This window comes from Lewinella sp. IMCC34183, from assembly GCF_003390915.1.
GTDB lineage: Bacteria > Bacteroidota > Bacteroidia > Chitinophagales > Saprospiraceae > Neolewinella.
The window spans coordinates 275,368-296,805 of sequence record NZ_QMEM01000003.1 but is presented as its reverse complement, the minus strand read 5'-3'; the positions used below and the strand labels follow the sequence as shown (position 1 = coordinate 296,805).

The 21,438-nt window shown below is 65.0% G+C and carries 18 protein-coding genes; 7 read left to right on the top strand and 11 right to left on the bottom strand.

All coding sequences use genetic code 11. The annotated features are described in order from the left end of the window. Positions 1–212: 212 nt before the first annotated feature. The gene (locus DQG19_RS08770; protein WP_116125882.1) at positions 213–686 is read right to left on the bottom strand and encodes an OsmC family protein; all 474 of its coding nucleotides are present in this window, start codon (positions 684–686) and stop codon (positions 213–215) included. Then, positions 683–2,245, bottom strand: coding sequence for a hypothetical protein (locus DQG19_RS08765; RefSeq protein WP_116125881.1), 1,563 nt, complete (start codon positions 2,243–2,245; stop codon positions 683–685). Before DQG19_RS08765 ends, DQG19_RS08770 begins: the two co-directional genes overlap by 4 nt. 103 nt (positions 2,246–2,348) lie before the next feature. On the opposite strand from DQG19_RS08765, the gene rsgA reads away from it, so the two are divergent. The 3 genes from rsgA (at position 2,349) to DQG19_RS08750 (ending at position 5,810) form a co-directional block, all read left to right on the top strand. Continuing rightward, on the top strand, positions 2,349–3,323 hold the full coding sequence (gene rsgA, locus DQG19_RS08760) for a ribosome small subunit-dependent GTPase A (RefSeq protein ID WP_198661692.1): 975 nt from the start codon (positions 2,349–2,351) through the stop codon (positions 3,321–3,323). After that, positions 3,323–4,249 carry a class I SAM-dependent methyltransferase gene (locus DQG19_RS08755; protein WP_116125880.1) on the top strand — a complete coding sequence of 309 codons (927 nt, stop codon included), beginning with the start codon at positions 3,323–3,325 and terminating at the stop codon, positions 4,247–4,249. The genes rsgA and DQG19_RS08755 overlap by 1 nt, the downstream gene beginning before the upstream one ends. 67 nt (positions 4,250–4,316) lie before the next feature. After that, a complete protein-coding gene (locus DQG19_RS08750) occupies positions 4,317–5,810 on the top strand; it encodes a glycosyltransferase family 39 protein (RefSeq protein ID WP_116125879.1) in 1,494 nt (497 codons plus the stop codon). A 1-nt stretch (position 5,811) separates the two neighbouring features. Here DQG19_RS08750 and DQG19_RS08745 read toward each other — a convergent pair whose 3' ends face one another. After that, a complete protein-coding gene (locus DQG19_RS08745; protein ID WP_116125878.1) occupies positions 5,812–7,761 on the bottom strand; it encodes a Na+/H+ antiporter NhaC family protein in 1,950 nt (649 codons plus the stop codon). Positions 7,762–7,877: 116 nt separating this feature from the next. On the opposite strand from DQG19_RS08745, the gene DQG19_RS08740 reads away from it, so the two are divergent. Both DQG19_RS08740 and DQG19_RS08735 read left to right on the top strand, forming a co-directional pair. Next, complete coding sequence (locus DQG19_RS08740; protein WP_116125877.1) at positions 7,878–10,112, top strand: T9SS type A sorting domain-containing protein; 2,235 nt, start codon at positions 7,878–7,880, stop codon at positions 10,110–10,112. Between the two features lie 71 nt (positions 10,113–10,183). Next, on the top strand, positions 10,184–10,675 hold the full coding sequence (locus DQG19_RS08735; protein ID WP_116125876.1) for a DUF4112 domain-containing protein: 492 nt from the start codon (positions 10,184–10,186) through the stop codon (positions 10,673–10,675). Here the strand turns inward: DQG19_RS08735 and cmk are convergent. The 7 genes from cmk to folP form a co-directional block, all read right to left on the bottom strand. Beyond that, positions 10,656–11,345: a (d)CMP kinase gene (cmk, locus tag DQG19_RS08730; protein WP_116125875.1), complete on the bottom strand. Its 690-nt coding sequence runs from the start codon at positions 11,343–11,345 to the stop codon at positions 10,656–10,658. The genes DQG19_RS08735 and cmk overlap by 20 nt on opposite strands. 101 nt (positions 11,346–11,446) lie before the next feature. Then, entirely contained in the window at positions 11,447–11,668 is a 222-nt protein-coding gene (locus DQG19_RS08725) for a DUF2795 domain-containing protein (RefSeq protein ID WP_068220307.1), read from the bottom strand. A gap of 135 nt (positions 11,669–11,803) precedes the next feature. Further along, positions 11,804–13,009 carry a hypothetical protein gene (locus DQG19_RS08720; protein WP_116125874.1) on the bottom strand — a complete coding sequence of 402 codons (1,206 nt, stop codon included), beginning with the start codon at positions 13,007–13,009 and terminating at the stop codon, positions 11,804–11,806. A gap of 209 nt (positions 13,010–13,218) precedes the next feature. Further along, positions 13,219–15,141: an ABC-F family ATP-binding cassette domain-containing protein gene (locus DQG19_RS08715; RefSeq protein WP_116125873.1), complete on the bottom strand. Its 1,923-nt coding sequence runs from the start codon at positions 15,139–15,141 to the stop codon at positions 13,219–13,221. Between the two features lie 52 nt (positions 15,142–15,193). Beyond that, positions 15,194–15,844, bottom strand: coding sequence for a hypothetical protein (locus DQG19_RS08710; protein WP_116125872.1), 651 nt, complete (start codon positions 15,842–15,844; stop codon positions 15,194–15,196). 10 nt (positions 15,845–15,854) lie between these two features. After that, positions 15,855–16,712: an acyl-CoA thioesterase II gene (gene tesB / locus DQG19_RS08705; protein ID WP_116125871.1), complete on the bottom strand. Its 858-nt coding sequence runs from the start codon at positions 16,710–16,712 to the stop codon at positions 15,855–15,857. A gap of 135 nt (positions 16,713–16,847) precedes the next feature. Beyond that, complete coding sequence (gene folP, locus DQG19_RS08700; RefSeq protein WP_232826466.1) at positions 16,848–17,714, bottom strand: dihydropteroate synthase; 867 nt, start codon at positions 17,712–17,714, stop codon at positions 16,848–16,850. A 56-nt stretch (positions 17,715–17,770) separates the two neighbouring features. Between folP and DQG19_RS08695 the strand changes: the two genes are divergently transcribed. Both DQG19_RS08695 and DQG19_RS08690 read left to right on the top strand, forming a co-directional pair. Then, positions 17,771–19,288 carry a hypothetical protein gene (locus DQG19_RS08695; protein WP_116125870.1) on the top strand — a complete coding sequence of 506 codons (1,518 nt, stop codon included), beginning with the start codon at positions 17,771–17,773 and terminating at the stop codon, positions 19,286–19,288. Between the two features lie 27 nt (positions 19,289–19,315). Beyond that, on the top strand, positions 19,316–20,674 hold the full coding sequence (locus DQG19_RS08690) for a pyridoxal-phosphate dependent enzyme (protein WP_116125869.1): 1,359 nt from the start codon (positions 19,316–19,318) through the stop codon (positions 20,672–20,674). A 126-nt stretch (positions 20,675–20,800) separates the two neighbouring features. Here the strand turns inward: DQG19_RS08690 and DQG19_RS08685 are convergent, their stop codons facing one another. After that, positions 20,801–21,433, bottom strand: coding sequence for a metallophosphoesterase family protein (locus tag DQG19_RS08685; protein ID WP_116125868.1), 633 nt, complete (start codon positions 21,431–21,433; stop codon positions 20,801–20,803). Between the last annotated feature and the right edge of the window lie 5 nt (positions 21,434–21,438).

Sequence of the window (21,438 nt, the reverse complement as noted above, 5' to 3'; positions counted from 1 at the left end):
GTCACCCGGATCGGGGTGCGGATTGTTGCAAGGTACGACTACCGGTACGGGAGGACCATCGCGGGGGACTGCACCTCCATCGCTTGGTTTGCTGCGGACCGAGGGGGTTTGCTCGCGTTTCGGAGGGACGGGGGCGTTTCGCGCGCTCGGAGAGCGCATCGTACTGTCGCTACCGGAGGCAGCGTTGTACTGTCGCTGCCGGAGGCAGCATCCTAGCCGGCGGTGGTCTGCGGGGCGTACTGGAGTTCGACCCGTACGGAGTTGGCGATGAAGCACTTTTTGCCCGCCTCGGCGTGGAGCGCGTCCGCCAGTTCGATCTGCCCGGCCCGGGAGATGCGCACCCGGGGCCGCAGCGTCACCCGGGTAAACCGGCCGGCACCGTCCTCGGCCTCCTCCATTTCGCCCTCGGCGTGGTCTTCGTAGGCCAGCACCACCACGCCGTTGACGGCCGCCAGGTGGAGGTACCAGAGCATGTGGCACGATGACAGACTGGCCAGGAAAAGCTCCTCGGGGTTGTACCGCTCCGCGTCGCCGCGGAAGAGCGGATCGCTCGACCCTTCGATGTGGGTGGCCTTATTCTCCCCACGGATCTCGTGATCGCGGGCGTAGGCGCGGTAGTCCAGGGTGCCGCTGCCGCGGTTGCCCGTCCAGGCAGTATGGGTGTGGTAGATGTGGGAGCGGCTCACCAGTCGAGGGTATACGTATAGATCTTACGGAATCCCATGGGTTTCTCGATCGCGGCGTGCAGTACGTTGCCGTCGGCGGAGAGCACCGATACGGGAGGTACTAATATACTCTTCTCCGCGTCAAAGGGCAGCAGGTCCCGCCGCCGCACCTCGTTCTCCGGGCTGAGCCGGAAAATCGCCGCAGCCATATCCGGCAGGAAGGTCAGGGTGCGCAAGCCGTCTCCCGTCACCGGGTCCCCGTGCCCGTCGTAGTTGAAGAGCACGACCAGGTCATTACCCACCAGGTGGGCGCCGAAGCGCTCGCGGATGGTGAGGCCCTGCGGCCAGTCGATCGCGCGGTACAGGTTGCGTACCCAGCCGCACTCGCCCCCGGGCGTGAACCGGAGCACGCTGATCGCCCCGTAGCGTTCGCGGCGGTACGACTGTTGGGGGGTGACCTTCCACTCGGAGTCGTAGGTGTTGCCGACCAGGTAGCCGCCGCCGTCGGGGGTCGGCAGGAAGCGGACGTGGTTGAAGTAGGGCAGGGTGGGGGCGGGTACGTCCACCGCACCCGCGCTCCGCCGCAGTCCCTGTTGCGTTGCGTCCTGACTGAGGGGCACGAGGGTGGTACGTACATCGGATAACTCCGCCGGGTCGTACTTCAGGAGGAAAAGGCCGGCGGGCACCCCGGCACCCTCGGTATAGTACTTGCCGAAGACGAAGAGGTCCGGAACGTTCCCCTGGGCGTATTCCAGCATGGGCAGTACCGCGGAGGCCCCGGGCACCTCAATGCGCCGCTCCGTAACCCCCCCGGGACCGATGAGCAACAGGTAGCGGTCGTTGCTGTCGCCGAACTCGACCAGGGCGGCTACCTGGTCGTCGTCGCGGACGGTAGCGTCCGTGATCCGGAGTTTCGGATTGCCCCCCACGGCAGCGATCCCGCGTTCCCAGACCACCTGGTGGAGGCTGTCGTACAGGGTGACGCGCACGGGGGCGTAGGCGTCGCTTCGCTCGGATTTGTCCTGCAGCAGGGTAGCGAGGCGGCCGGTGCGGTCGTTGGTCCGGAAGTTGGCCCCCGCCGCGCGGCCATGCTTGCTGACCAGAATGGAGCCTACTGGCTTTTCCCGTCCGGCCGCACGTAGGTCGGTGGCCGCGTAGCTGCGGGCGGCGTATTCCCGCCGGCCGGTCAGGGGATTGAGGTCGCGGAAGTACACGTTGATGCGCCCGCCCAGCTGATTGATGGTGAGGAAGGAAGAGGGATCACGCGCGCCAAGGTCGGGCGCCAGGCGGCGGCTCGCTCCGAGGTCGGGGGCCACCTGCACGAGCTGGTAGTGGTAGCAGTCGAGGTCGCCCCGGCACCCCGCGCGGTTGTGGTACTGCACGAGGAAGCCGGCGGAGTCGGTATGTACGACGGCCGTGGGGTAGAAGGGCTCGCGGTTGTCGCGCGGCAGCAGGTCCCCGCTGCGCGCCACGGGTTGCAGGTAGGCGGATTGGGCGCACAGGGCGGCGACCGGGAGGGAAAGCAGGAAGAAAAGTAAGGGGCGAAGTACCCCTCCGCGCGGCGGCATGATCGGAAACATGGCGTGAGTGAATGCAGGGGGACAACGACCAAAACCCCGCCTACTGTACCCCGGGGGCGGGAATACCCGCAACTTTGCGGCGAATTAGCGACCTTTACCGGGCATGATCGAAGGCACCGTAGTTAAATCCACCGGCAGCTGGTACAACGTTCTCCTGGACGCACCCACCCCCGGGGGCGACCGCGAATTGCGCTGCCGCGTGGCCGGTAAATTCCGGCTGGACGACCTCAACCTCACCAATCCCATCGCCGTCGGCGACCGGGTATCGGTCGAAGTAGAGACCGGCAGCGATGCCGAGACCGGCGCCATCCGCGCCATCGCCGACCGCCGCAACTACGTGGTGCGGCAGAGCCCCCGGCGCAAGCACGACCTTCACCTGCTGGCCAGCAACGTCGACCAGGCCATCCTCATCACCACCATCATCGACCCCGGGGTGAAGCTGGGCTTCATCGACCGCTTCCTGCTGATGACCGAGCCCTTCGGCATCCCCACCATCATCGTGGTCAACAAGGCCGACCGCTACGGGGAGGACGAGATGGAAACCTACCAGGTGATCCACGACCTGTACACCGACATCGGCTACACCGTGCTGCTCGTCAGCGCCGTATCCGGGCAGGGCATCGAGGAACTGCGCCACCTCATGGAGGGCAAACGCAACCTCCTCAGCGGGCAGAGCGGCGTAGGCAAGAGCACCCTGGTCAACGCCGTGGAGCCCCGCCTCGAGCTGCGCACCGGCGAGCTCTCCGACTATACCGGCAAGGGGCAGCACACGACCACCTTCGCCGAGCTCTTCCAGCTCAGCTTCGGCGGTGAGCTGATCGACACGCCGGGCATCAAGACCCTGGGCTTCAATTACCTGAAGCCGCAGGACGTGGCCCACAATTTCCGCGAGATCTTCGCCCTGAGCGAGGAATGCCGCTTCGGCGGCTCCTGCCTGCACCGCAACGAGCCCGGCTGCGCCGTCAAGGAATCGGTGGAAGAGGGCGACGACCGCGTCACCGACCTTCGCTACTACTCCTACCTCCAGATACTGGAAGAGGTGGAGGGGCAGAACTACTGGGAAAGGCGCAAGGTCTGATGGCGAAGTGGTGGCTCAAAGCGGTGGTACAGAAGGCAATCTCCTTCCTGCCGTACAAGGAACAGGTCAATTTCTTCTTTCAGAAGTACGTGACCCGCGGGGTCGACCTCGACGACCGGCACTTCCGCTACAAGCTGGAGGCCGCCCGCGACCACCTGAAGTACTACGCCCGCTACGGCACCGTGCCGCCCGCCGAAGCCATGGCCCTCGAACTCGGTACCGGCTGGTACCCCATCGTGCCGGCCCTGCTCTTCCTGGCCGGCTTCCGGGAGGTGGTCTCCGTCGACATCCGCAGCTGGATGAACCGCGAGCGGCAGCTGATCGCCCTGCGGCGCATCCTCGACTACCACGATTCGGGCCGCCTGCAACCCTACCTATCCGACCCCCGGCCCGACCGGCTCGCCACCCTCCGCGAACTGTGCGGGCCCGCGGGCGACACCCTCAATCAGGCCGAGATCAGCGCCCGCCTGCACCTGCGCGCCCTGGTGATGGATGCTACGCGGCTCGATTTTCCCGACGACCACTTCGACTTCATCTGCTCCAATAACACCTTCGAGCACGTCCACGCACCCGTCCTGCGCAGCATCCTGGCCGAATTCCGCCGGGTCTGGAAGCCGGACGGCGTCATGAGCCACTTCATCGATCTCTCGGACCACTTCGCCCATCTGGACGCGGGCATCGACATCTACCACTTCCTGCGCTACAGCGACCGGCAGTGGGCCCGTATCGACAACGACATCCAGCCGCAGAACCGCCTGCGCTGGCGCGACTACCGCGATCTGTACACCGACCTCGGCATCCCCGTGCGGGAGGAGGAAGTGGTGGCGGGGGACGCAGGTGCGGTGCGGGCCACGTCGGTGAGCGATGCCTTCTCGGGCTATACCGCCGAGGAACTGGCGATCAGCCATGGCTACCTCGTAAGCTGAACCCGGATAGGCCGTACGGCGAACGGTTATCACCCGCCGGCCGATCATCCCGCTTTACCTTTGGGCGGTGACCTTTCCCCCCCGTACCGCCGTCCCGCTCGCTTTCGGACTGAGCCTAGTGGTCAGCCTCCTGCTGCACTGGTCGATCTTCCCCCTCGAGATACAGGGCCACCACAACTGGCGGCAGTCACAGACGATGTGGAACGTCTACAATTTCACCTACCACGACAACGATATCCTGAACCCCCGCGACAGCGAGTGGAACGGGGAAAGCAACATCCTGCGGCTGGAGTTCCCGGTCATGCAGTGGGCCATCGCCCAGGTCGTGCGCCTGACGGGCCGCGAGGTGCTGGTGGCCCGCCTGGCGGTGTGGCTTATCGGTGTCTTCGGCCTGTTTGCCTTCTACCGGCTGCTGCGCGTGATGGGCTTCGCGGCCTGGTTGTCGTTGGCGGGCACGGTACTGCTGCAGTTCTCCCCGCTGTTCTACTTCTATACGGTCAACGTGCAGCCCGACCTGCTGGCCCTGGCGGCCGGGATCTGGTACCTCTACCTGATCTTTGCCTACTTCCGCTACCGGGCACTGACCTACCTGGCGGGAGCGGGACTGGCCCTGCTGCTGTGCACCCTGGCGAAGCTGCCCTTCCTGATGTTTTCCATTGTTTCCATCGTGTACTTCCTGGTGGAATTGCTCACCGGCCGGCGTCCGTTGGGCAAACTGTTCGCCTTCGCCGGTATCCAGTTGCTGCTCGTCAGCCCGGCCCTGGCCTGGTACGCCTGGGTGATGCCCACCTGGAAGAGCAGTCCGGCCCTGTACGGCATCTTCGGCAACACCAATACGTCGGCCCAGGACCTCGCGATCCTGCGCTACTTCTACCAGCAGTACCTGTCCTACGACCTGCTGTCGCCCGCCGTGTGGGCCTTCTTCCTGTTGGGGGTATTCGTGCCGGCGGCGCGGCGGGTGACCGTACCCTACGCCCGCTACGTGTGGGCCCTGGCCCTGATGACGGTGCTCTACGTGGTGCTGCAGTGGAACACCATCACCACCGTACACGACTACTACCTGCTGCCCCTCCTGCCGTGGATGTACATCGTGGTCTGCGCCGGGGCCGGTCGTGTGGTGCAGTGGACCGCCGCCCGCAGCCGCGCCGGGATCGGTCAGTTCCTGGTGGCCGCCGCCGTGGTCGCGGCCCCGCTCACGGCCTACAGCCTGCGGCAGGGCTACTGGGACGTGTCGATGAGCTACCGCTACGGGGAATTCCGGGACGTATTCGCCTACCAGGACGAGCTGCGCGCCGCCGTCGACGACGACGCCCGGGTCATCGTAGTTAACGACAATACCGCGACGATCTTCACCTGGCTAATCCGCAAGCAGGGCTACATTTTCGCCGGTAACAGCCTGCGGCCGGCCTGGATCGGGGATATGGTCGAAAACTACGGGGCCACTCACTTATACTCCAATACCCGCGCCATCGACGAGAATCCGGAGGTACGGGTGTACCTCGACAGCCTGCTGCTGAGCCGCGGCGAGGTACGGGTTTACCGGCTGGCCGCCCCGCGGTAGCCTAGTCGTCCATCTGCATGGTCTTGCCTACGGTCTTCACCACAAAGAAGAGCAGGATCAGTCCCCCGGCCATCAGGGACAGGCATACCAGCCAGCCACCGCCGAGAACGGTAGAGAGGAAGCCACACGCCATGGCGACGGAGCCGACCGTGAGGGCGTAAGGCAGCTGGGTACGGACGTGGTCGATGTGGTTGCAGTCGGAGGCCAGGCTGGACAGGATCGTGGTGTCCGAGATGGGCGAGCAGTGGTCGCCGAGCACGCTGGCGGCGAGTACGGTACTGATGATGTTGTAGAACAGCCCCGCCGCGTCCGGCTCGGCCCACCCGTTATTCATGGCGACCGTCCAGGTGAGCGGGATAGCGATGGGATAGAGGATCGCCATGGTGCTCCAGCTGGAGCCGGTCGAGAAACTGATCAGGGCGGCCAGCACGAAGATGACGGGCTGGATGAAGTAGGGGTTGAGGGCGTCGCCCAGCAGCTCTACCAGGAAGGTGGCGGTGTGTAATTCCTCGGTCGTCAGGGCCAGGGCCCAGGCCAGGGTGAGGATCATCACCGCCGAGAACATGGCCTTGAAGCCGGAAGTGAGCGAACCGATGGTCTGCTCGATGTTCATGATGCGCTGGGAGATCGTCAGGATCATGGCCGCCAGCACCCCGCTCATGCTGGCCCAGAGCAGCGCCACGTAGCTATCCGCGGCCCCGATGATGAGTCCGAGCTTGACGAAGAAGTTGCCCTCCAGCGATGCCCACACCGCACCCCAGTCGCTGGTGCCCGGCGGGTTCTCCAGCCCCTGGTGCAGGCTGATGAGGCCGGTATCGACCAGCCCGATGATCGTCATGACCACCACCACGAACACGGGTATGGCGGCGTTGCGCGCCCGCAGCGGAGCCCCGCGCACGGGCGTCAGGTCCTCCTGCTCGCTGGCCGCGTCCTGCTCGACGCCCGTGGCCTTTACGACGCCCGTGGTGCGGGCGCGCAGCTCGGCGGCCAGCATGGGCCCGAAGTCGCGGCGCTGGTAGATCAGGTACAGGATGAAGGCGAGGGTGAGGATGGGGTAGTAGCTGTACTTCAGCGACTCGATGAATACCGCATACGGGGTGGTAGTGGCGAAGTGATCGACCTGCTCGATGCCGTCGCCGATGTAGCCGAGCTCGGCGCCGATCCACGTCGTGATGAAGGCCACCGAGGCCACGGGCGCGGCCGTGGAGTCGACAATGTAGGCCAGCTTTTCCCGGCTGATGCGGAACTTGTCGGTCACCGACCGCATCGTGTTGCCGACGATCAGGGTATTGGCGTAGTCGTCGAAGAAGATCGCCACCCCGAGCAGCCAGGTGACGAACTGCCCGCGCCGCGGATTGGTGGCGTAGACAGACATGCGCTGGACCACGCCGGCCATGCCGCCGTTGCGGCTGATGATGGCGACCATGCCGCCGATCATGAGGCTGAACACCAGGACGGACAGGTGGCCGGCGTCGTTGAGGGAATTGATGATGTAGGTGTCGATGGTGGTCATCAGCGACCGGAAGATCCCCAGGAACCACTCGAAGCGCAGCCCCCCGGCGATGAAGGCCCCCACCCAGATCCCGGCAAAGAGCGAGACGATCACCTCCTTGAAGATCAGCGCCAGACCGATCGCGATGAGGGGCGGGAGGACAGACAGCCACAGCGGGATCCGCCGTAGCTGGTCGGGCCCCTCTTCCGCGCTGAGGTGGTAGAGTTCAGTGCGCTCCCCCGACCGGATGAGCTGAACGCCCGGCTCGACGGCCAGCAGCAATCCTTCCCCGACGGGCGTAGCCACGATCTCCTCCCCGTTCACGGTGAACGTGGCACCCGCGTCCGCGCCCTCCACGAAGAGGCCGCCCTCGCGCGGGCTCATCCGGTACTGTGCGCCAAGATCAGCGGCAAACCAACAAAGCAGAAACAGGAGGACTAGGCGGGCGGGAGCGGGCATACGGGGGGCTTGACGCGCCAATATACGCCAGGGCATCCCCACCCGAAAATACGGTCGCGGCCCGCCGGCGGACAACCCGGCGGCCCCGGTGGGCGTACCTTGTACTGCCGTCGCCCATGAACCGTACCTGTCTCCTCGCCTGTCTCCTCCCGTTGCCGTGCCTGCTGGCCGCCCAGTTCGCCCTCACCCCCGCCCAGCCGGCGGTGACCGACCGGGCCGGCGCGTCCCTGCCCCTGGCCTGGCTGGGCGGGCTCAACGCGCCGCAGTGGATGACCACCGACCTGGACGGCGACGGCATCGACGACCTCTACCTCTTCGACCGGGCCGGCGATGCCCAGGTAGCCCTGCAGGGCGACGGCGCCGGCGACTACGTTCCCGCCCCGGAGCTGACGGCCGGCTTTCCCGACGACCTCACCGGGTGGGTGATCCTGCGCGACTACGACGGCGACGGGACCGACGACCTCTTCACCTACTCGGCCGCCAACGACGGGCTGCGCATCTTCCGGGGGCTGCGCGACGGCGACAACCTGCTTACCTTCCCGCCAACGCCTACCTACGCCGGTATTCGCTACCCATTCAACAACGGCACCATCCCGCTCTTCATCACCAACATCGACTACCCGGCGGTCGACGACATCGACGGCGACGGCGACCTCGATATCCTCACCTTCAGCGTGGCCGGCGGCTACGTGGAGTACTTCCGCAACCAGAGCGTGGAGCGCGGTTTCGGACGTGATACCCTGATCTACACCCTCGAGGAAGAATGCTGGGGCGGGTTTTTCGAGAGCGGGCTCACCACCGCCCTGGACCTGGCCTCCGGCCCCGGGCAGTGCGCGCTCACCCTGCACCCCGGCACGCCGGTGGAATCGCGCCACTCTGGCTCCACCGTACTTACGCTGGACTACGACGGCGACGGCGTCAAGGACATCATGCTGGGCGACATTTCCTTCGAGTACCTCGTGCTCGGTTATAATGGCGGTACCCCCGAGCGGGCCTACATCGACGCCCAGGATCCGACCTGGAACTCCGACGGCGTGGTCGCCAATATTCCCTTCTTCCCCGGGGCCTACCACCTGGACATCGACGGCGACGGCGCCCGCGACCTCGTGGCCAGCCCCAGCCAGACTTTGAACGCCGAGGACGTGAACGTAGGCTGGTACTACCGCAACGTGGGTACGGATGCCGCCCCGGACTTCGTCTTCCGGGACAGCCAGCTGCTCGTGCGCCAGAGCCTTGACTTCGGGACCGGATCACGCCCCGCGGCCTTCGACTACGATGCCGACGGACGGCCCGACCTGGTCGTCGGCAACGCCGAGGACTACAGCCAGGACAACCGCATCAATAGCCGCCTGCGCCTGCTGCGCAACGTCACGCCGCCGGGTGGCGCCCCCGCCTTCGAGCTGGCCGACGATGATTTCCTCGGCCTGTCGCAGTACCAGTCCACGTTCTCGGGCTTCGCGCCCGCCTTTGGCGACCTGGACGGCGACGGCGACGTGGACGCCGTGATCGGAGAGCGGCGCGGCGGACTCATCTACCTCGAAAACACCGCCGGCCCCGGGCGGCCCGCCACCTTCGCCGCGCCGGTCTTCGACTTTCAGGGCCTCGACGCGGGGCAGCAGTCCACTCCCTACCTGGCCGACCTCAACCGCGACGGCCTGATGGACCTGGTGGTGGGCGGCTACGACGGCCGCATCCGCTTCTTTCGCAACACCGGCTCCCAGGGCTTCCCGGCCTTCGATGCCGACCCCAAGGCAGCCGTCAACATCGAGCAGCTGGGCGGGATCAATACTAACCGGCCGGGCTTCTCCACCGGGTACCCCAGCCCGGTCGTACTTCCCTACGAAGACGACTTTCTGCTGGTCACGGGCAACCGCGCGGGCACCCTGGAGGCGTACCGCTTCAGCGACTACACGGTCCCCTTCACGGCGCTGAGCGATACGGTGGCGGGCCTCGACGTCGGCGGGTATTCCGCGCCCGCGGTGGCGGACTTCGACGGCGACGCTCAGGTGGATTTCGTCCTGGGTAACCAGCGCGGGGGCGTCACCTACTACCGCTCGGACCTGCCCGCCCGGGCCACGACGGGGGTGTTCGGACCGCCACGCCCGGCAGATTTCCGCTTCTCGCTGGCCCCCAACCCCACGGCGGGATTGATTTACCTGGCCGATCTGCCGGGCACGCGGGTGCAGCGCATCCGCGTCATCGGCGCGGCGGGCCGGGTAGTGCGCGAATACCGGGCGGCGGGCCGGTCTTCCTTCACCGCCGACCTGACGGGCGTGCTCCCCGGCGTATATACCGTACAGGTTGAAGCGGCTACGGGGCTCGCGGCGCAGCGGCTGATCGTCACCCGCTAGCCGGTTGCGGCGAACCTCAGGGCCGCGGAAGCACTTGATGGAGCGGGGGCAGTCCCCCGAAACCAGTCACTATGCCAAAATCCGATCACCCCATTCTCACCGAGCAGCAACGGCAGGTCCCGCAACTACAGTGGGTCGACACCTTCAGCCGCCTCCTGGATACGAAGTTTCGCATACCGGGGACGGGCACCCGCTTCGGGCTGGACTTCATCCTGGGGCTCGTGCCGGGAGCCGGGGACATCGTATCGCTGGGTATGTCAGGAACGCTCGTCGCCACAATGGCGCGCCACGGGGCCAGTCCCCGGTTGGTGGCGCGCATGCTGGTGAACGTGATCCTGGATGCCTTCGTCGGTTCGGTGCCGATCCTGGGCAACATCTTCGATCTGTTCTACAAGGCGAACTACCGCAACGCGGAGCTGATGCGCGAATACTACGAGGAGGGCAAGCACCAAGGCAGCGTCTGGCCCGTGGTGCTGGCCGTGATTGCCGCGATCGTGGTGCTGATGATCCTGCTGGTGTGGGTGACCGTGCAGATCTTTGAATTTATTTTTTCGCTGTTCTGATGCCGGCCACGAGCTCGACGCCCCGCTCCACGAGCTCTTCCAGGCCCAGGTGGGTATTGTCGAGCAGCACGGCATCGTCGGCCTGCCGCAGGGGGCTGTCGGCCCGGTGGCTGTCGATGTAGTCCCGTTCCTGCAGGTTGGCCGCCACGTCGGCACGACTGACCTTGCGGCCGGCCGCGAGTAGCTCCTCGAGGCGGCGGCCGATGCGGGTTTCCAGTTCGGCGGTCACGAAGAGCTTGAGGTCGGCATCGGGGAACACTACTGTTCCGATATCCCGTCCGTCCAGAATGACGCCACCGTCGGCGCCCATGCGCCGTTGTTGCTCGACCATGGCGCGGCGCACCCGGGAGAGGGCCGCCACCTGCGAGACCTGCCGGCTGACGGCGAGCCCGCGGATCTCTCCCTCTACGTCTTCCCCGTTGAGGAGCACGTGGTTGTCCTGCGGCCGGAAGGCGATGCGGAGCCCGGCGAGGGCGGCGGCGACCTCCTCGGGGGCGGCGAGGTTCGTGCCGTTGCGCTGCAGGTGCAGGGTGACGGCGCGGTACATAGCACCGGTATCGATGTAGCTGTAGCCGAGGCGGCGGGCCAGGGCACGGGCCAGGGTAGACTTACCGCAGGCGCTGTAGCCGTCGATGGCAATGGTATAGGAAGCGGGGACCGGGTCGGACATGGGCGAGTGGGTGCGAAGATCGGTGGGATGATACGCAGAAAGCCGATAACCCGCGGGCTATCGGCTTTCTGAGGCCCTCCGGGGGCCGGGAACGCGCCGGATCAGTATTCGTCCTCGTTGAAGAGGAAGTCGTCCTTACGCGGGTAATCGGGCCAGATATCGTCGATGGCTTCGTAGCTCTCGCCTTCGTCTTCCATGGCCTGCAGGTTTTCAATGACTTCCAGGGGGCTGCCGGAGCGGATGGCGTAATCGATTAGCTCATCGCGGGTAGCGGGCCAGGGGGCATCCTCGAGGTGAGAGGCAAGTTCGAGCGTCCAATACATACTGACTGTTGTTTAAGTACCTAAAAAAGCCGTCAGGCCGCGATTTGTTTCCGCCGAATCGGGCGGCGAAGGTAATACTTGAAACGTACGGTCGGGCAGTTGCCGCCAATTTGTTTTCAACCGGTTAGCAGTCAGTTACTTAGCCTGGTTGTAGGTGCCGATTACGGAGAAGCTTTTATCCTCGTAGCCCGGAGGCACCACACCGATCCGGCTGCTGTTGCGGGGGCCGGTGGGGTCGCAGAAGATGTAGCGCTGTCCCTTGTAGTTGAAGGAATCGCCGGGGATGTCGGTACCCACCGCCACCGTGAGGTGATCGTCGTAGGCGATGACGGCCATGGGCAGGTCGAGGAGGTCGCGCACGAGGGCGAAGAAGAGGGCCGAGCGATCTTCGCAGTCGCTGTAGCTGTAGCCGAAGACCTCTTCGGGCACCATGGGCTTGGAGCGCCCGAAGTACTCGTTATCCTCCTTGTAGTTGAAGGCCGAGCGGGTGAAGCTGGCCAGGAGCTCCAGCTGCTGCTGGGTGTCCATGTTCTGCATGTACCGCTCGAGCTGCGGCAGCAGGCTCTTGGCGAGGGTGGGGGAGAGCGGCGTGTCGAGGTAGCAGTACTCGTGGATGAAGGGGTAGTCGGTCATGATGTCGACCATCGTCTTGTCAAAGGTGACGTTCAGTTCCTGCATCACGCCGTGGTAGTTGAAGCGCAGGGCCTTGTCGACGGGCTGCTCGGCGAGTTCGGGCCACTGGTTGAGCTGGAAGCCGAACGACTTGCCCCGGGGGTTGGGGTGCTCGTTGAAGATGTAGAGCCGCTGCCGCCCCTTGCAGTCGCCGGACAGGCAGCTGATGTTGGCGTAGGTGCGTCCGTCGGCTTCGATGATGGGTACCTCGAAGAGCTCTTCGGTGGTGTAGACGTTGATGAAGATCCGGTCGCCCCGGAAGGTCAGGCGGGCGTCGAAGCCCGAATCGATCAGCAGCTTGTAGAGCGTGATCTCGCGGGCGCGGGGCGATTCCCCCTGGTAGATGGAGTTGAGGGTGGTGCGCGCCAGCTTGAAGAAGAGGAAGTCGTTGAGCTTGTACGCGCCCTTGGCCGCCAGCAGGTGGTTCAGCAGCACCTGGGTGGGCCGCCGCTCGAGCTGGTTGTAGGTATTGCGGATGGAGGCGTTGGAAAGGGTGGCGGGTTCGCTGACCAGCATGCCCGGGTCGTAGGTGACGGCCACGAGCTGGGCGTAAAAGGGTAGCGAGAAGCGTTGGTAGTCGGAAGGGTTACCGAGGTTGGTGAGGTTCGTATTCGCGAAGGCCATCAGGCAGAAGATCAGTGCCGTAAGCCGAGCGAGAACAATTTTCATGGAGCGTATGTCTAAAGTTTCCGGGGAATATAATTACGAAGCGAACACGACTACAGCCGGTTACGTAATATACGCTTGGCGCCGCCGAAAAGTATAGGCGAAGCCCCACTATTAGGAATTTTTTAAGGGAAAGATTCCCTCCGACGGAATTTTCGGCTGCCGGGCTTCGCTCCCCGGCCGGCAGACCAACGATCCTTCGTCCCCGGCCGCTACTCGCCGAGCTGGTGGCTGGCGGCTTCCCAGCTTTCCATGGCGGCTTCCAGGTCGTCCTGTTTGCGCTTCAGTTCCCCGGTAGTCTTTTCCACGCGCGCCTCGTCGTCGTAGAAGGTAGGGTCGGCCATGCGCAGGTGAATCTTCTCGATCTCGGCTTCGAGGCGCTCGATGCGCCGCTCGGCGTTACTGACGTCCTTCTGCAGGCGGCGGCGCTCGTCGTTGGACAGCTCCACGCGGGGGGCGGCGGTGGCCGCGGGTGCGGTGGCGGCTCCGTTCTTCGGCTTTTCCAGCTCGACGCTCCGCATGTCGTTAAGCTGCCGCTTCTCGAGGAAGGTATTCACGTCGCCCAGATGCTCGTAGAGCTTGTGGTCGCGGAACTCCACCGTCCGCCCGGTAAGGTCGGCCAGGAATTCCCGGTCGTGGCTCACGACCAGCAGGGTGCCGTCGTACTCCATGAGGGCGGACTTGAGCATGTCCTTGCTGGCCATGTCGAGGTGGTTGGTCGGTTCGTCCAGCACCAGCAGGTTGAAGGGGCGCAGGAGCATACAGGCCAACGCCAGGCGCGCGCGCTCGCCGCCGGAGAGCACCATTACTTTCTTGTCCTGGTCCTCGCCCGAGAACAGAAAGGCACCGAGTACCGACCGCAGCCGGGTACGCATGTCCGGGGGACTGGCCTCCTCCATGGTTTCGAGCAGGGTCTTGTTGCCGTCCAGGGCGTCGCTCTGGTTCTGGGCGTAGTAGCCCACGCTCACGTTGTGGCCGAGTTCCACCTCGCCGGCGGTGGCCGGCAGCTTGCCGATCAGGATCTTCGCCAGGGTGGTCTTGCCCTGCCCGTTCTGCCCTACGAAGGCGACGCGGTCCCCGCGGTCCACCTTCAGGTCCACGCCCCTCAGGACGTTGAGCTTCCCGTAGGTCTTGGTCACGTCCTTTGCCTTCAGGGTGATGGCCCCGGAGCGCGGTGCCGGCGGGAAGCGCAGGTTCATCACGGCCGTGTTGGTCTCGTCGAGCTCGATGCGCTCGATCTTATCGAGCTGTTTCTGCATCGACTGGGCCATCTTGGTCTTGGTGGCCTTGGCCATGAAGCGGTTGATGGTGCGCTCCTTGTCGGCGATCACCTTCTGCTGGTTGAGGTAGGCCGCCTCGGCCTTTTCGCGGCGCTCGGCCTGCAGCTCCACGTACTTGCTGTAGCCGGCCTTGTAGTCGTATACCTTGCCCAGCTCGATCTCGAGGGTGCGGTTGGTGACGTTGTCGAGGAACTGCTTGTCGTGGCTGATGGTGATGACCGCCCCGGAGTAGCTGCTCAGCCAGTTCTCCAGCCAGATGATCGACTCGATGTCGAGGTGGTTGGTCGGTTCGTCCAGCATCAGGTAGTCGGGCCGCTGCAGGAGCATCTTGGCCAGTTCGATGCGCATTTGCCAGCCGCCGGAAAATTCGGTGGTCTGCCGGTTGAAGTCCTTCTGCGCGAATCCCAGCCCCTTCAGTACCCGCTCGGCCTCGGCCTCCATGGTGATGCCGCCCACCAGCGCAAAGCGCTCCGTTAGATGGGTAAACTCCTCCAGCATGCTGGCGTAGGAGTCGGAGGTGTAGTCGGTGCGCACCTCCATTTCCTGGTTCAGCTCCTCCAGCCGGTCCTCCATCTCCTGGATGTGAGCGAAGGCCGTGAGGGTTTCCTCCATGACGGTGTTGCCCGTGGGGAGGTCCATCTCCTGGTGCAGGAAGCCGAGCGTCGATCCGCTTTCCCGCTGCACCTTACCCTCGTCGGGACTGATGTCGCCAGCGATGATCTTGAGCATGGTCGACTTACCGGCCCCGTTACGGCCCACCAGACCCACCTTGTCGCGGGTGCCGATGGTAAAGGTGACGCGATCAAAGAGAATGCGGTCTCCGTATTGCTGGTAGATGCCGGTGGCGGTAAGCATGGCTAAGTGGGGCTTGAACGTGCGCTGCGCGAAATAAGGCGCAAAGGTACCCCTAAACGATGAAGTTATCGTTGCGCAGTATGGTACGCAACTGCAGATCGTCGCGGTGCGCACGATGCAGGAAGGTATCCGGCTGGCTGCGGTAGGGCTCCTTCAGCACGTAGATGCGCTGCGATTGTTTCCCGTAGCCCTCGGAGTAGTACAGCATATCCACCACTCCCTCGCCCATGAAATACTTCATCTCCCGTCGGATCAGCGACAGCGGCAGGCCGGTACTCACGATCAGGTCCTGGTCGCGGGGCCGCATTCCGTGCAACTCGAATATGGTGACCAGGTCCTCCACCGTCAGAAAGGGTTCGGGAGACAGGTCCGGCATCACCGGTTCTCCCAGGTGATGGCGCAGGGAATAGTGGCCCTGCAGGCGCGGGTTGTGGGCCTGGTCGAGGATACCGGCCATGGAGAGGGATTGCAGGCGGATCCGGGCTTCGTTTTTCGTCAACTCCGTAGTCCGGGAAATACTGTCGGCGGTGACGAAGCCGTCGGGTTCGCGGGAGATGCGGAGGAGCAGTTCCCGGTCGCTGATCCCGTGCTGGGTCACGGATAGCGTCCGATTCCGGGACCGGACAAACCACACCACAAACGCAACGAGGGCGATCAGTACCGCCACGGAGAGCAACAGGACGGTAAGCTGAGGGGTGGTCATGCCCCAAAGATTACTTTTTTTCCCGCAATAACCCCTCCTGTACCACGCTGGCCACCAACTTCCCTTCCTGGTCGAAGATGTTGCCGCGCGTAAAGCCCCTCGCTCCGCTCGTACTCGGGCTGTCCATGCTGTACAGCAGCCATTCGTCGGCGCGGAAGGGCCGGTGGAACCACATGGCGTGGTCGAGACTGGCCATCTGCAGATTACGGTAGTCGGCGGCGCGGCCGTGGGGCAGCAGCGCGGTGGTCAGCAGGTTGTAGTCGCTCGCGTAGGCCAGCACGAGGGCGTGGGTAGGGCGGTCGTCGGCCATCTTTCCTTTGGTGCGGAACCAGACGTTGCGCTGGGGGGCATACTTTTCACGGGAGAAAGGATTGTGAAACTCCACCGGCCGGAATTCCAGCGGCCGCTCGATACTCAGCATGCGGCGGATGTTCTCGGGCAGCTGATCGCCGAACTGCTTGGCCATTCCCTCGTAGCTTACCAGCTCGTCGGGGCCGAGCACGTCCGGGGCCTCGGTCTGGTGGTCGAACCCTTGCTGGCTGAGCTGGAAGCTGGCCGTCAGGTGGAAGATGGCCATTCCGTTCTGGATCGCCTTGACGGCCCGGGTCGTAAAGCTGCCGCCATCCCGGATCCGGTCGACCTCAAACACGATCGGGAGGTCCAGGTCCCCGGGCAGCACGAAGTAGCCGTGGAGGCTGTGTACGTGCCGGTCTTCGGGTACCGTCTGCACCGCGGCGGCCAGCGACTGCGCCAGCACCTGCCCGCCGAAGACGCGCGCACTGCCGACCGTCCGGCTTTCGCCCCGGAAGAGGTTCACCTCCAGCCGTTCAAGATCGAGCAGGGTCAGGAGTTCGGAGATCTGTTTCATGGTGCAAACCTAGGGATTTAGGGACTAAGGGGTGTGGGTTACGGGGCGGACGACGTGTGAGGAATATCCCTGGGTATGATAGGTGCCGCTTGCTTCACTCGGGTGTTTGTCGGGCTGGAAGCCCTCCACCCGGAATTATTCCCCCACCAGCTTCGCTTCCTCCAGTAACCGCCACAGCTTCACCACTTCCACGCCCTCCTTCACGTCGTGGACGCGCAGGATGGCTGCTCCCTGTTGGAGGGCGTACAGGTTCACCGCGGCGGTGGCGGCCAGGGCGCCTTCCGGGTTGGTCTTGAGGGGTTTGTAGAGCATACCCTTGCGGCTCATGCCCGCCAGTACCGGGGCCCCGAGGTGGCGGAAGGTGTGCAGGTTCTTCAGCAGCTCGTAGTTCTGTTTCTGGCTCTTGCCGAAGCCGAAGCCGGGGTCGACGATCACGTCGTGGATGCCCAGCTCGCGCAGCTGCCCGAGCCGGCGGGCGAGGAAGTCCCAGACGTGGGTGACCACCTTGTCGCCGTAACCCTTGGTGTAGTCCTGCATCGTGGCCGGGGTGGCGCCCTCGGGCAGGTGCATCAGTACGTAGGGTACCCGCAGCTCGGCCACCGCCGGCAGGAGGGCGTCGTCGTACTGTCCGGCGCTGATGTCGTTGATGAGGCCGGCGCCCGCGGCCACGGCGGCCCGGGCGGTGTCGGCCCAGACGGTATCGCAGCTGATCACCACCTTGGGGGCTTCGCGGGCCACGGCTTCAATCAGTGGCACTACCCGGTCCATCTCTTCCTGGGCCCCGATGAGTTCCGCGCCGGGGCGGCTGGACATCCCCCCTATATCAATGATGGCGGCGCCCGCCTCGGCCATGGCGCCTGCGTCCCCGCCCACCCGCTGGAGGTCGGTGCGGCTGTCGGCGTGGAAGCTGTCGGGGGTAGCGTTTAGAATGCCCATCACCAGGGGGCGTTCGGCGGTCACGAGGCGGCCGTTGCAGTTGAGGGAGAAGGGCTGGAAGCTCACGGAGAATGGGGAAGTTATCCGCGAATTACCGCATAATACACGACTTTTACCCCCAGATGCCCTATTCCGAACAGCAGATCCGCGGCCTGGCCATCAATTTTCTGCGGTTTCACTACAAGTTGCGGCCGCGCTTCGGCGGCAGCGGCACCCGCATCGTGGACAAGCCCCACTACTACCAGGGCGTCCTGATCGACGCCCGCCTGGCCTACCAGCGCCCGGACCGGACCTTCTTTACCGCTACCGTGGAGGCCACCAGCGTGGACCGGCAGGAAGAGATCCTCTACCAGGTCAATTACTACCGGCTCGGCGTGCACGCCTTCGTCCTGTCGGTGCTCCTGACGGCTGCCTTCGTATGGGTGGGCGGCGGGGCGCAGGTGCGGGGGTGGAACCTGTGGGCGCTGTTTGGCAGTCCGCAGGTGTACGCGGTGATCTTGCTGTGCTTCGCCTCCCTGTTTCTGGCGGTCAGCGCCCTGCTCCGGCGGTTGCGGACGTACCGCTACATCTACGCGGTCGACCAGTTTAAGCATTTCTACGCCGACGCCCAGTGGGTGGCCTACGACGTGGCGATCTTTTCCGCCGACAGCTGGCGCACCCGCCGTAAGTTCCGGGAGCTGGAGCGGCAGTGCGTGAAGTACGGCTTCGGCATGCTGGCCGTGGAGGACGACAAGGTGGTCCGCAACGTCATGAGCCCGAGCCGCATCGACCAGTTCAAGGGCCACCGCATCCGCCTGCCGCGCTGGCTGGCGCGCGCCGAAAAACCGGCCCCCGCCGCGCCGCCCGCCCTTCCCGCCGAAACCCTGGATCCGCTGGCCCCCGACCCCGCGCCTACCGCCCTGGTGCCCGCCGCCGCAGGCCGGCCGAAACTGTACCGGCAACCCGCGCGGCGCGCGCTGCTCCTGCGGGCCCGCGCCCGGCGGACCTACCGCGACTGGTTCCCCGGGGAGCTGCGCCGCCGCCCCGGCTACTATAAGCTGGGCTGGTGGGTGTTCATCCTGGGCATCCCGTCCCTGGTATGGCTGGGCTTCGGACTGCACCGGCAGGCAAACTACTCCGCCACGGCCGAGGCCGGCGGCAAGTACGCCGAGCCCGATCTCGACGTCCTGGAATCCGCCGAAGCCCCGGCCCCCGCCCTGGCCCCCGAGGACGGCGAGTACCAGCGCGACCGCGACTCCTTCGCCGATCCGGACCTGTCGGTGGGAATACCCGACGAGGCGCTCGTCACCACCGACCGGATCGAGGACCTCGGGAACCTGCGCCGCTACCGGGTGGATGCGGACGGGACGGCGATCGTCGACTACGACTGCGTACCGCTGTTCGAGCTGGACGGGCCCGTGTTCCTGCTCCTGTTCGGCCGCTACGACTCCTTCGAAAGCGCGCGGCAGTGGGCCCTGGAATTGAACCGCCTCTACCGCACCCCGGTCACGGTAGCCGCCGCCGACTGCGTGGAAGTCAGCGGCACCGGCTACCTCCTCTACCTCGACCAACCGACGACCGACGAGGGTACCGCCAACTATATTGCGCGTTCGTTCATCCGGGAGACGGGCCTGGACGTTGAGATTATCGAGATCGAGTAAGGCACCAGACGCCAAAGCCAGCTAACCATGGAAGTAAAAGACAATATCCTGCAGACCATCGGCAATACGCCCCTGGTCGAACTGCATAAAGTCGTGAAGGGCCTGCCCTGCCGCGTCCTCATGAAGGTGGAGACCTTCAACCCCGGCCACTCCATCAAGGACCGTATGGCCCTCAAGATGGTCGAGGACGCCGAAGCCGACGGCCGCCTCCGCCCCGGCGGTACCATCATCGAGTGTACCTCCGGCAACACCGGCATGGGTCTGGCCCTGGCCGGCTGCGTGAAGGGCTACCGCTGCATCTTCACCACCAGCGACAAGCAGAGCAAGGAGAAGCTGGACATCCTGCGCGCCATGGGCGCCGAGGTCATCGTCTGCCCCACCAACGTCTCCGCCGACGACCCGCGCAGCTACTACTCGGTGGCCGAGCGGCTCAGCGAGGAGATCCCCAACAGCTTCTGGTTCAACCAGTACGACAACCTCAGCAACCGCCTGGCGCACTACGAAAGCACCGGCCCCGAGATCTGGCGGCAGACCGACGGCCGGGTCACCCACCTGGTCGTGGGCGTAGGCACTGGCGGCACCATCAGCGGCACGGGCAAATTCCTGAAAGAGCAGAACCCCGACGTGCAGGTGTGGGGCGTGGATACCTACGGCTCGGTCTTCAAGAAGTACCACGAGACCGGGGAATTTGACGAGAAGGAGATCTATCCCTACATCACCGAAGGGATCGGCGAGGACATCCTGCCTAAGAACGTCGACTTCAAGATCATCGACCTCTTCGAGAAGGTGAGCGACAAGGACGGTGCCGTCATGGCCCGCCGCCTGGCCCGCGAGGAAGGCCTCCTGCTGGGTTACTCCGCCGGCAGCGCCGTCGCCGGACTCGTGCAACTCAAGGACAAACTCAAGCCCGACGACCTGGTGGTGGTCGTCATCCACGACCACGGCAGCCGCTACATCGGCAAGATCTACAACGACGACTGGATGCGCGACCGCGGCTTCCTCGAAACCGAACTGAAGGTCCGCGACCTGATCAACCACAAGAAGGAGGCCAGCTTCACCGGCGTATCCCGCGACGCCAGCGTGCGCGAGGCCCTGAAGGCCATGAAGGAGCATGAATACAGCCAGATGCCCGTCCTGAACGGGGAAGAGGTGGTCGGCTCGGTGACCGAGACGGACGTACTTAACTTCCTGCTCCAGAATCCGATGGAGCACGCCGAACAGCCCGTGCGGAATATTATGCGCGCGCCCTTCCCGGAGGTGGGTACGGATCTGACCCTGTCCGAGCTGGGGCGCCACATCACGAAGGAGAATCCCGCGGTGGTGGCTACTGACCGTAGCGGGCGGAAGCACCTGATCGCGCAGTACGATATTTTGCAGGCGATCTAGGGTGGGTTCATGGGCCGGATGACTCCGCGCGCTCGGAGAGCGCGTCGGACTGCGCTGCCGGAGGCAGCATCCTACTTTCGCTGCCGGAGGCAGCATTGTACTGTCGCTGCCGGAGGCAGCATTGTACTAGTCTTGGCGCTCGATGAAGGTGACTTCCCGGGTATCTAGGTTCAGGGCGGCGAGGTGGCCCATGCCCGGAGCCTGCATGGCACAGCCGGAGTCGAGACAGATCAGCGGCCGGCCGGGCAGGAGATCGGCCGCGCGGCGTACTTCACGGACCGGGCGGGGCGTATGGCCGTACACCAGGATGCGGTCGGCGAGCCACTCGTAGGTGACTTCGCGTTCCCAGTCGCGGATCCACAGCATGGCCTGGGTATCGCTCAGGGGATCGGCCAGGCCCAGGTTGAGTCCGGCGTGGACGAGTACGTAGCCGGGCGTCTCGTGGTAATAGGGGAGGTGCTCGATCCAGTGCAGGGTCTGCTGCAGTTCCAGGGCCTCGGGCTGGTAGTCCCAGGGCGTGTGTCCGCGGGCGTGGGCGTCGAGCAGCATCTGCTCGTGGTTGCCGCGCAGGCAGACGATCCGGTGGCCCTGTCCCTGCAGCCGCCAGATGCGCCGCAGGACGCCCGCGCTGTCGGGGCCCCGGTCTATGTAGTCCCCGAGCAGAAACAGTTCATCCTCCCGTCCGTAGCCGATCCGTTCCAGCAGGGCAGCGAAGGTGCGGGCGCAGCCGTGGATGTCGGTGATGGCGTATCTGGGCATACTGC

Bases quoted from the DNA above. Each gene is read 5' to 3' on its own strand.
- DQG19_RS08765 (WP_116125881.1), bottom strand. From the start codon at position 2,245: ATGTTTCCGATCATGCCGCCGCGCGGAGGGGTACTTCGCCCCTTACTT.
- rsgA (WP_198661692.1), top strand. From the start codon at position 2,349: ATGATCGAAGGCACCGTAGTTAAATCCACCGGCAGCTGGTACAACGTT.
- DQG19_RS08755 (WP_116125880.1), top strand. From the start codon at position 3,323: ATGGCGAAGTGGTGGCTCAAAGCGGTGGTACAGAAGGCAATCTCCTTC.
- DQG19_RS08745 (WP_116125878.1), bottom strand. From the start codon at position 7,761: ATGCCCGCTCCCGCCCGCCTAGTCCTCCTGTTTCTGCTTTGTTGGTTT.
- DQG19_RS08740 (WP_116125877.1), top strand. From the start codon at position 7,878: ATGAACCGTACCTGTCTCCTCGCCTGTCTCCTCCCGTTGCCGTGCCTG.
- DQG19_RS08735 (WP_116125876.1), top strand. From the start codon at position 10,184: ATGCCAAAATCCGATCACCCCATTCTCACCGAGCAGCAACGGCAGGTC.
- cmk (WP_116125875.1), bottom strand. From the start codon at position 11,345: ATGTCCGACCCGGTCCCCGCTTCCTATACCATTGCCATCGACGGCTAC.
- DQG19_RS08725 (WP_068220307.1), bottom strand. From the start codon at position 11,668: ATGTATTGGACGCTCGAACTTGCCTCTCACCTCGAGGATGCCCCCTGG.
- DQG19_RS08720 (WP_116125874.1), bottom strand. From the start codon at position 13,009: ATGAAAATTGTTCTCGCTCGGCTTACGGCACTGATCTTCTGCCTGATG.
- DQG19_RS08715 (WP_116125873.1), bottom strand. From the start codon at position 15,141: ATGCTTACCGCCACCGGCATCTACCAGCAATACGGAGACCGCATTCTC.
- DQG19_RS08710 (WP_116125872.1), bottom strand. From the start codon at position 15,844: ATGACCACCCCTCAGCTTACCGTCCTGTTGCTCTCCGTGGCGGTACTG.
- tesB (WP_116125871.1), bottom strand. From the start codon at position 16,712: ATGAAACAGATCTCCGAACTCCTGACCCTGCTCGATCTTGAACGGCTG.
- DQG19_RS08695 (WP_116125870.1), top strand. From the start codon at position 17,771: ATGCCCTATTCCGAACAGCAGATCCGCGGCCTGGCCATCAATTTTCTG.
- DQG19_RS08690 (WP_116125869.1), top strand. From the start codon at position 19,316: ATGGAAGTAAAAGACAATATCCTGCAGACCATCGGCAATACGCCCCTG.
- DQG19_RS08685 (WP_116125868.1), bottom strand. From the start codon at position 21,433: ATGCCCAGATACGCCATCACCGACATCCACGGCTGCGCCCGCACCTTC.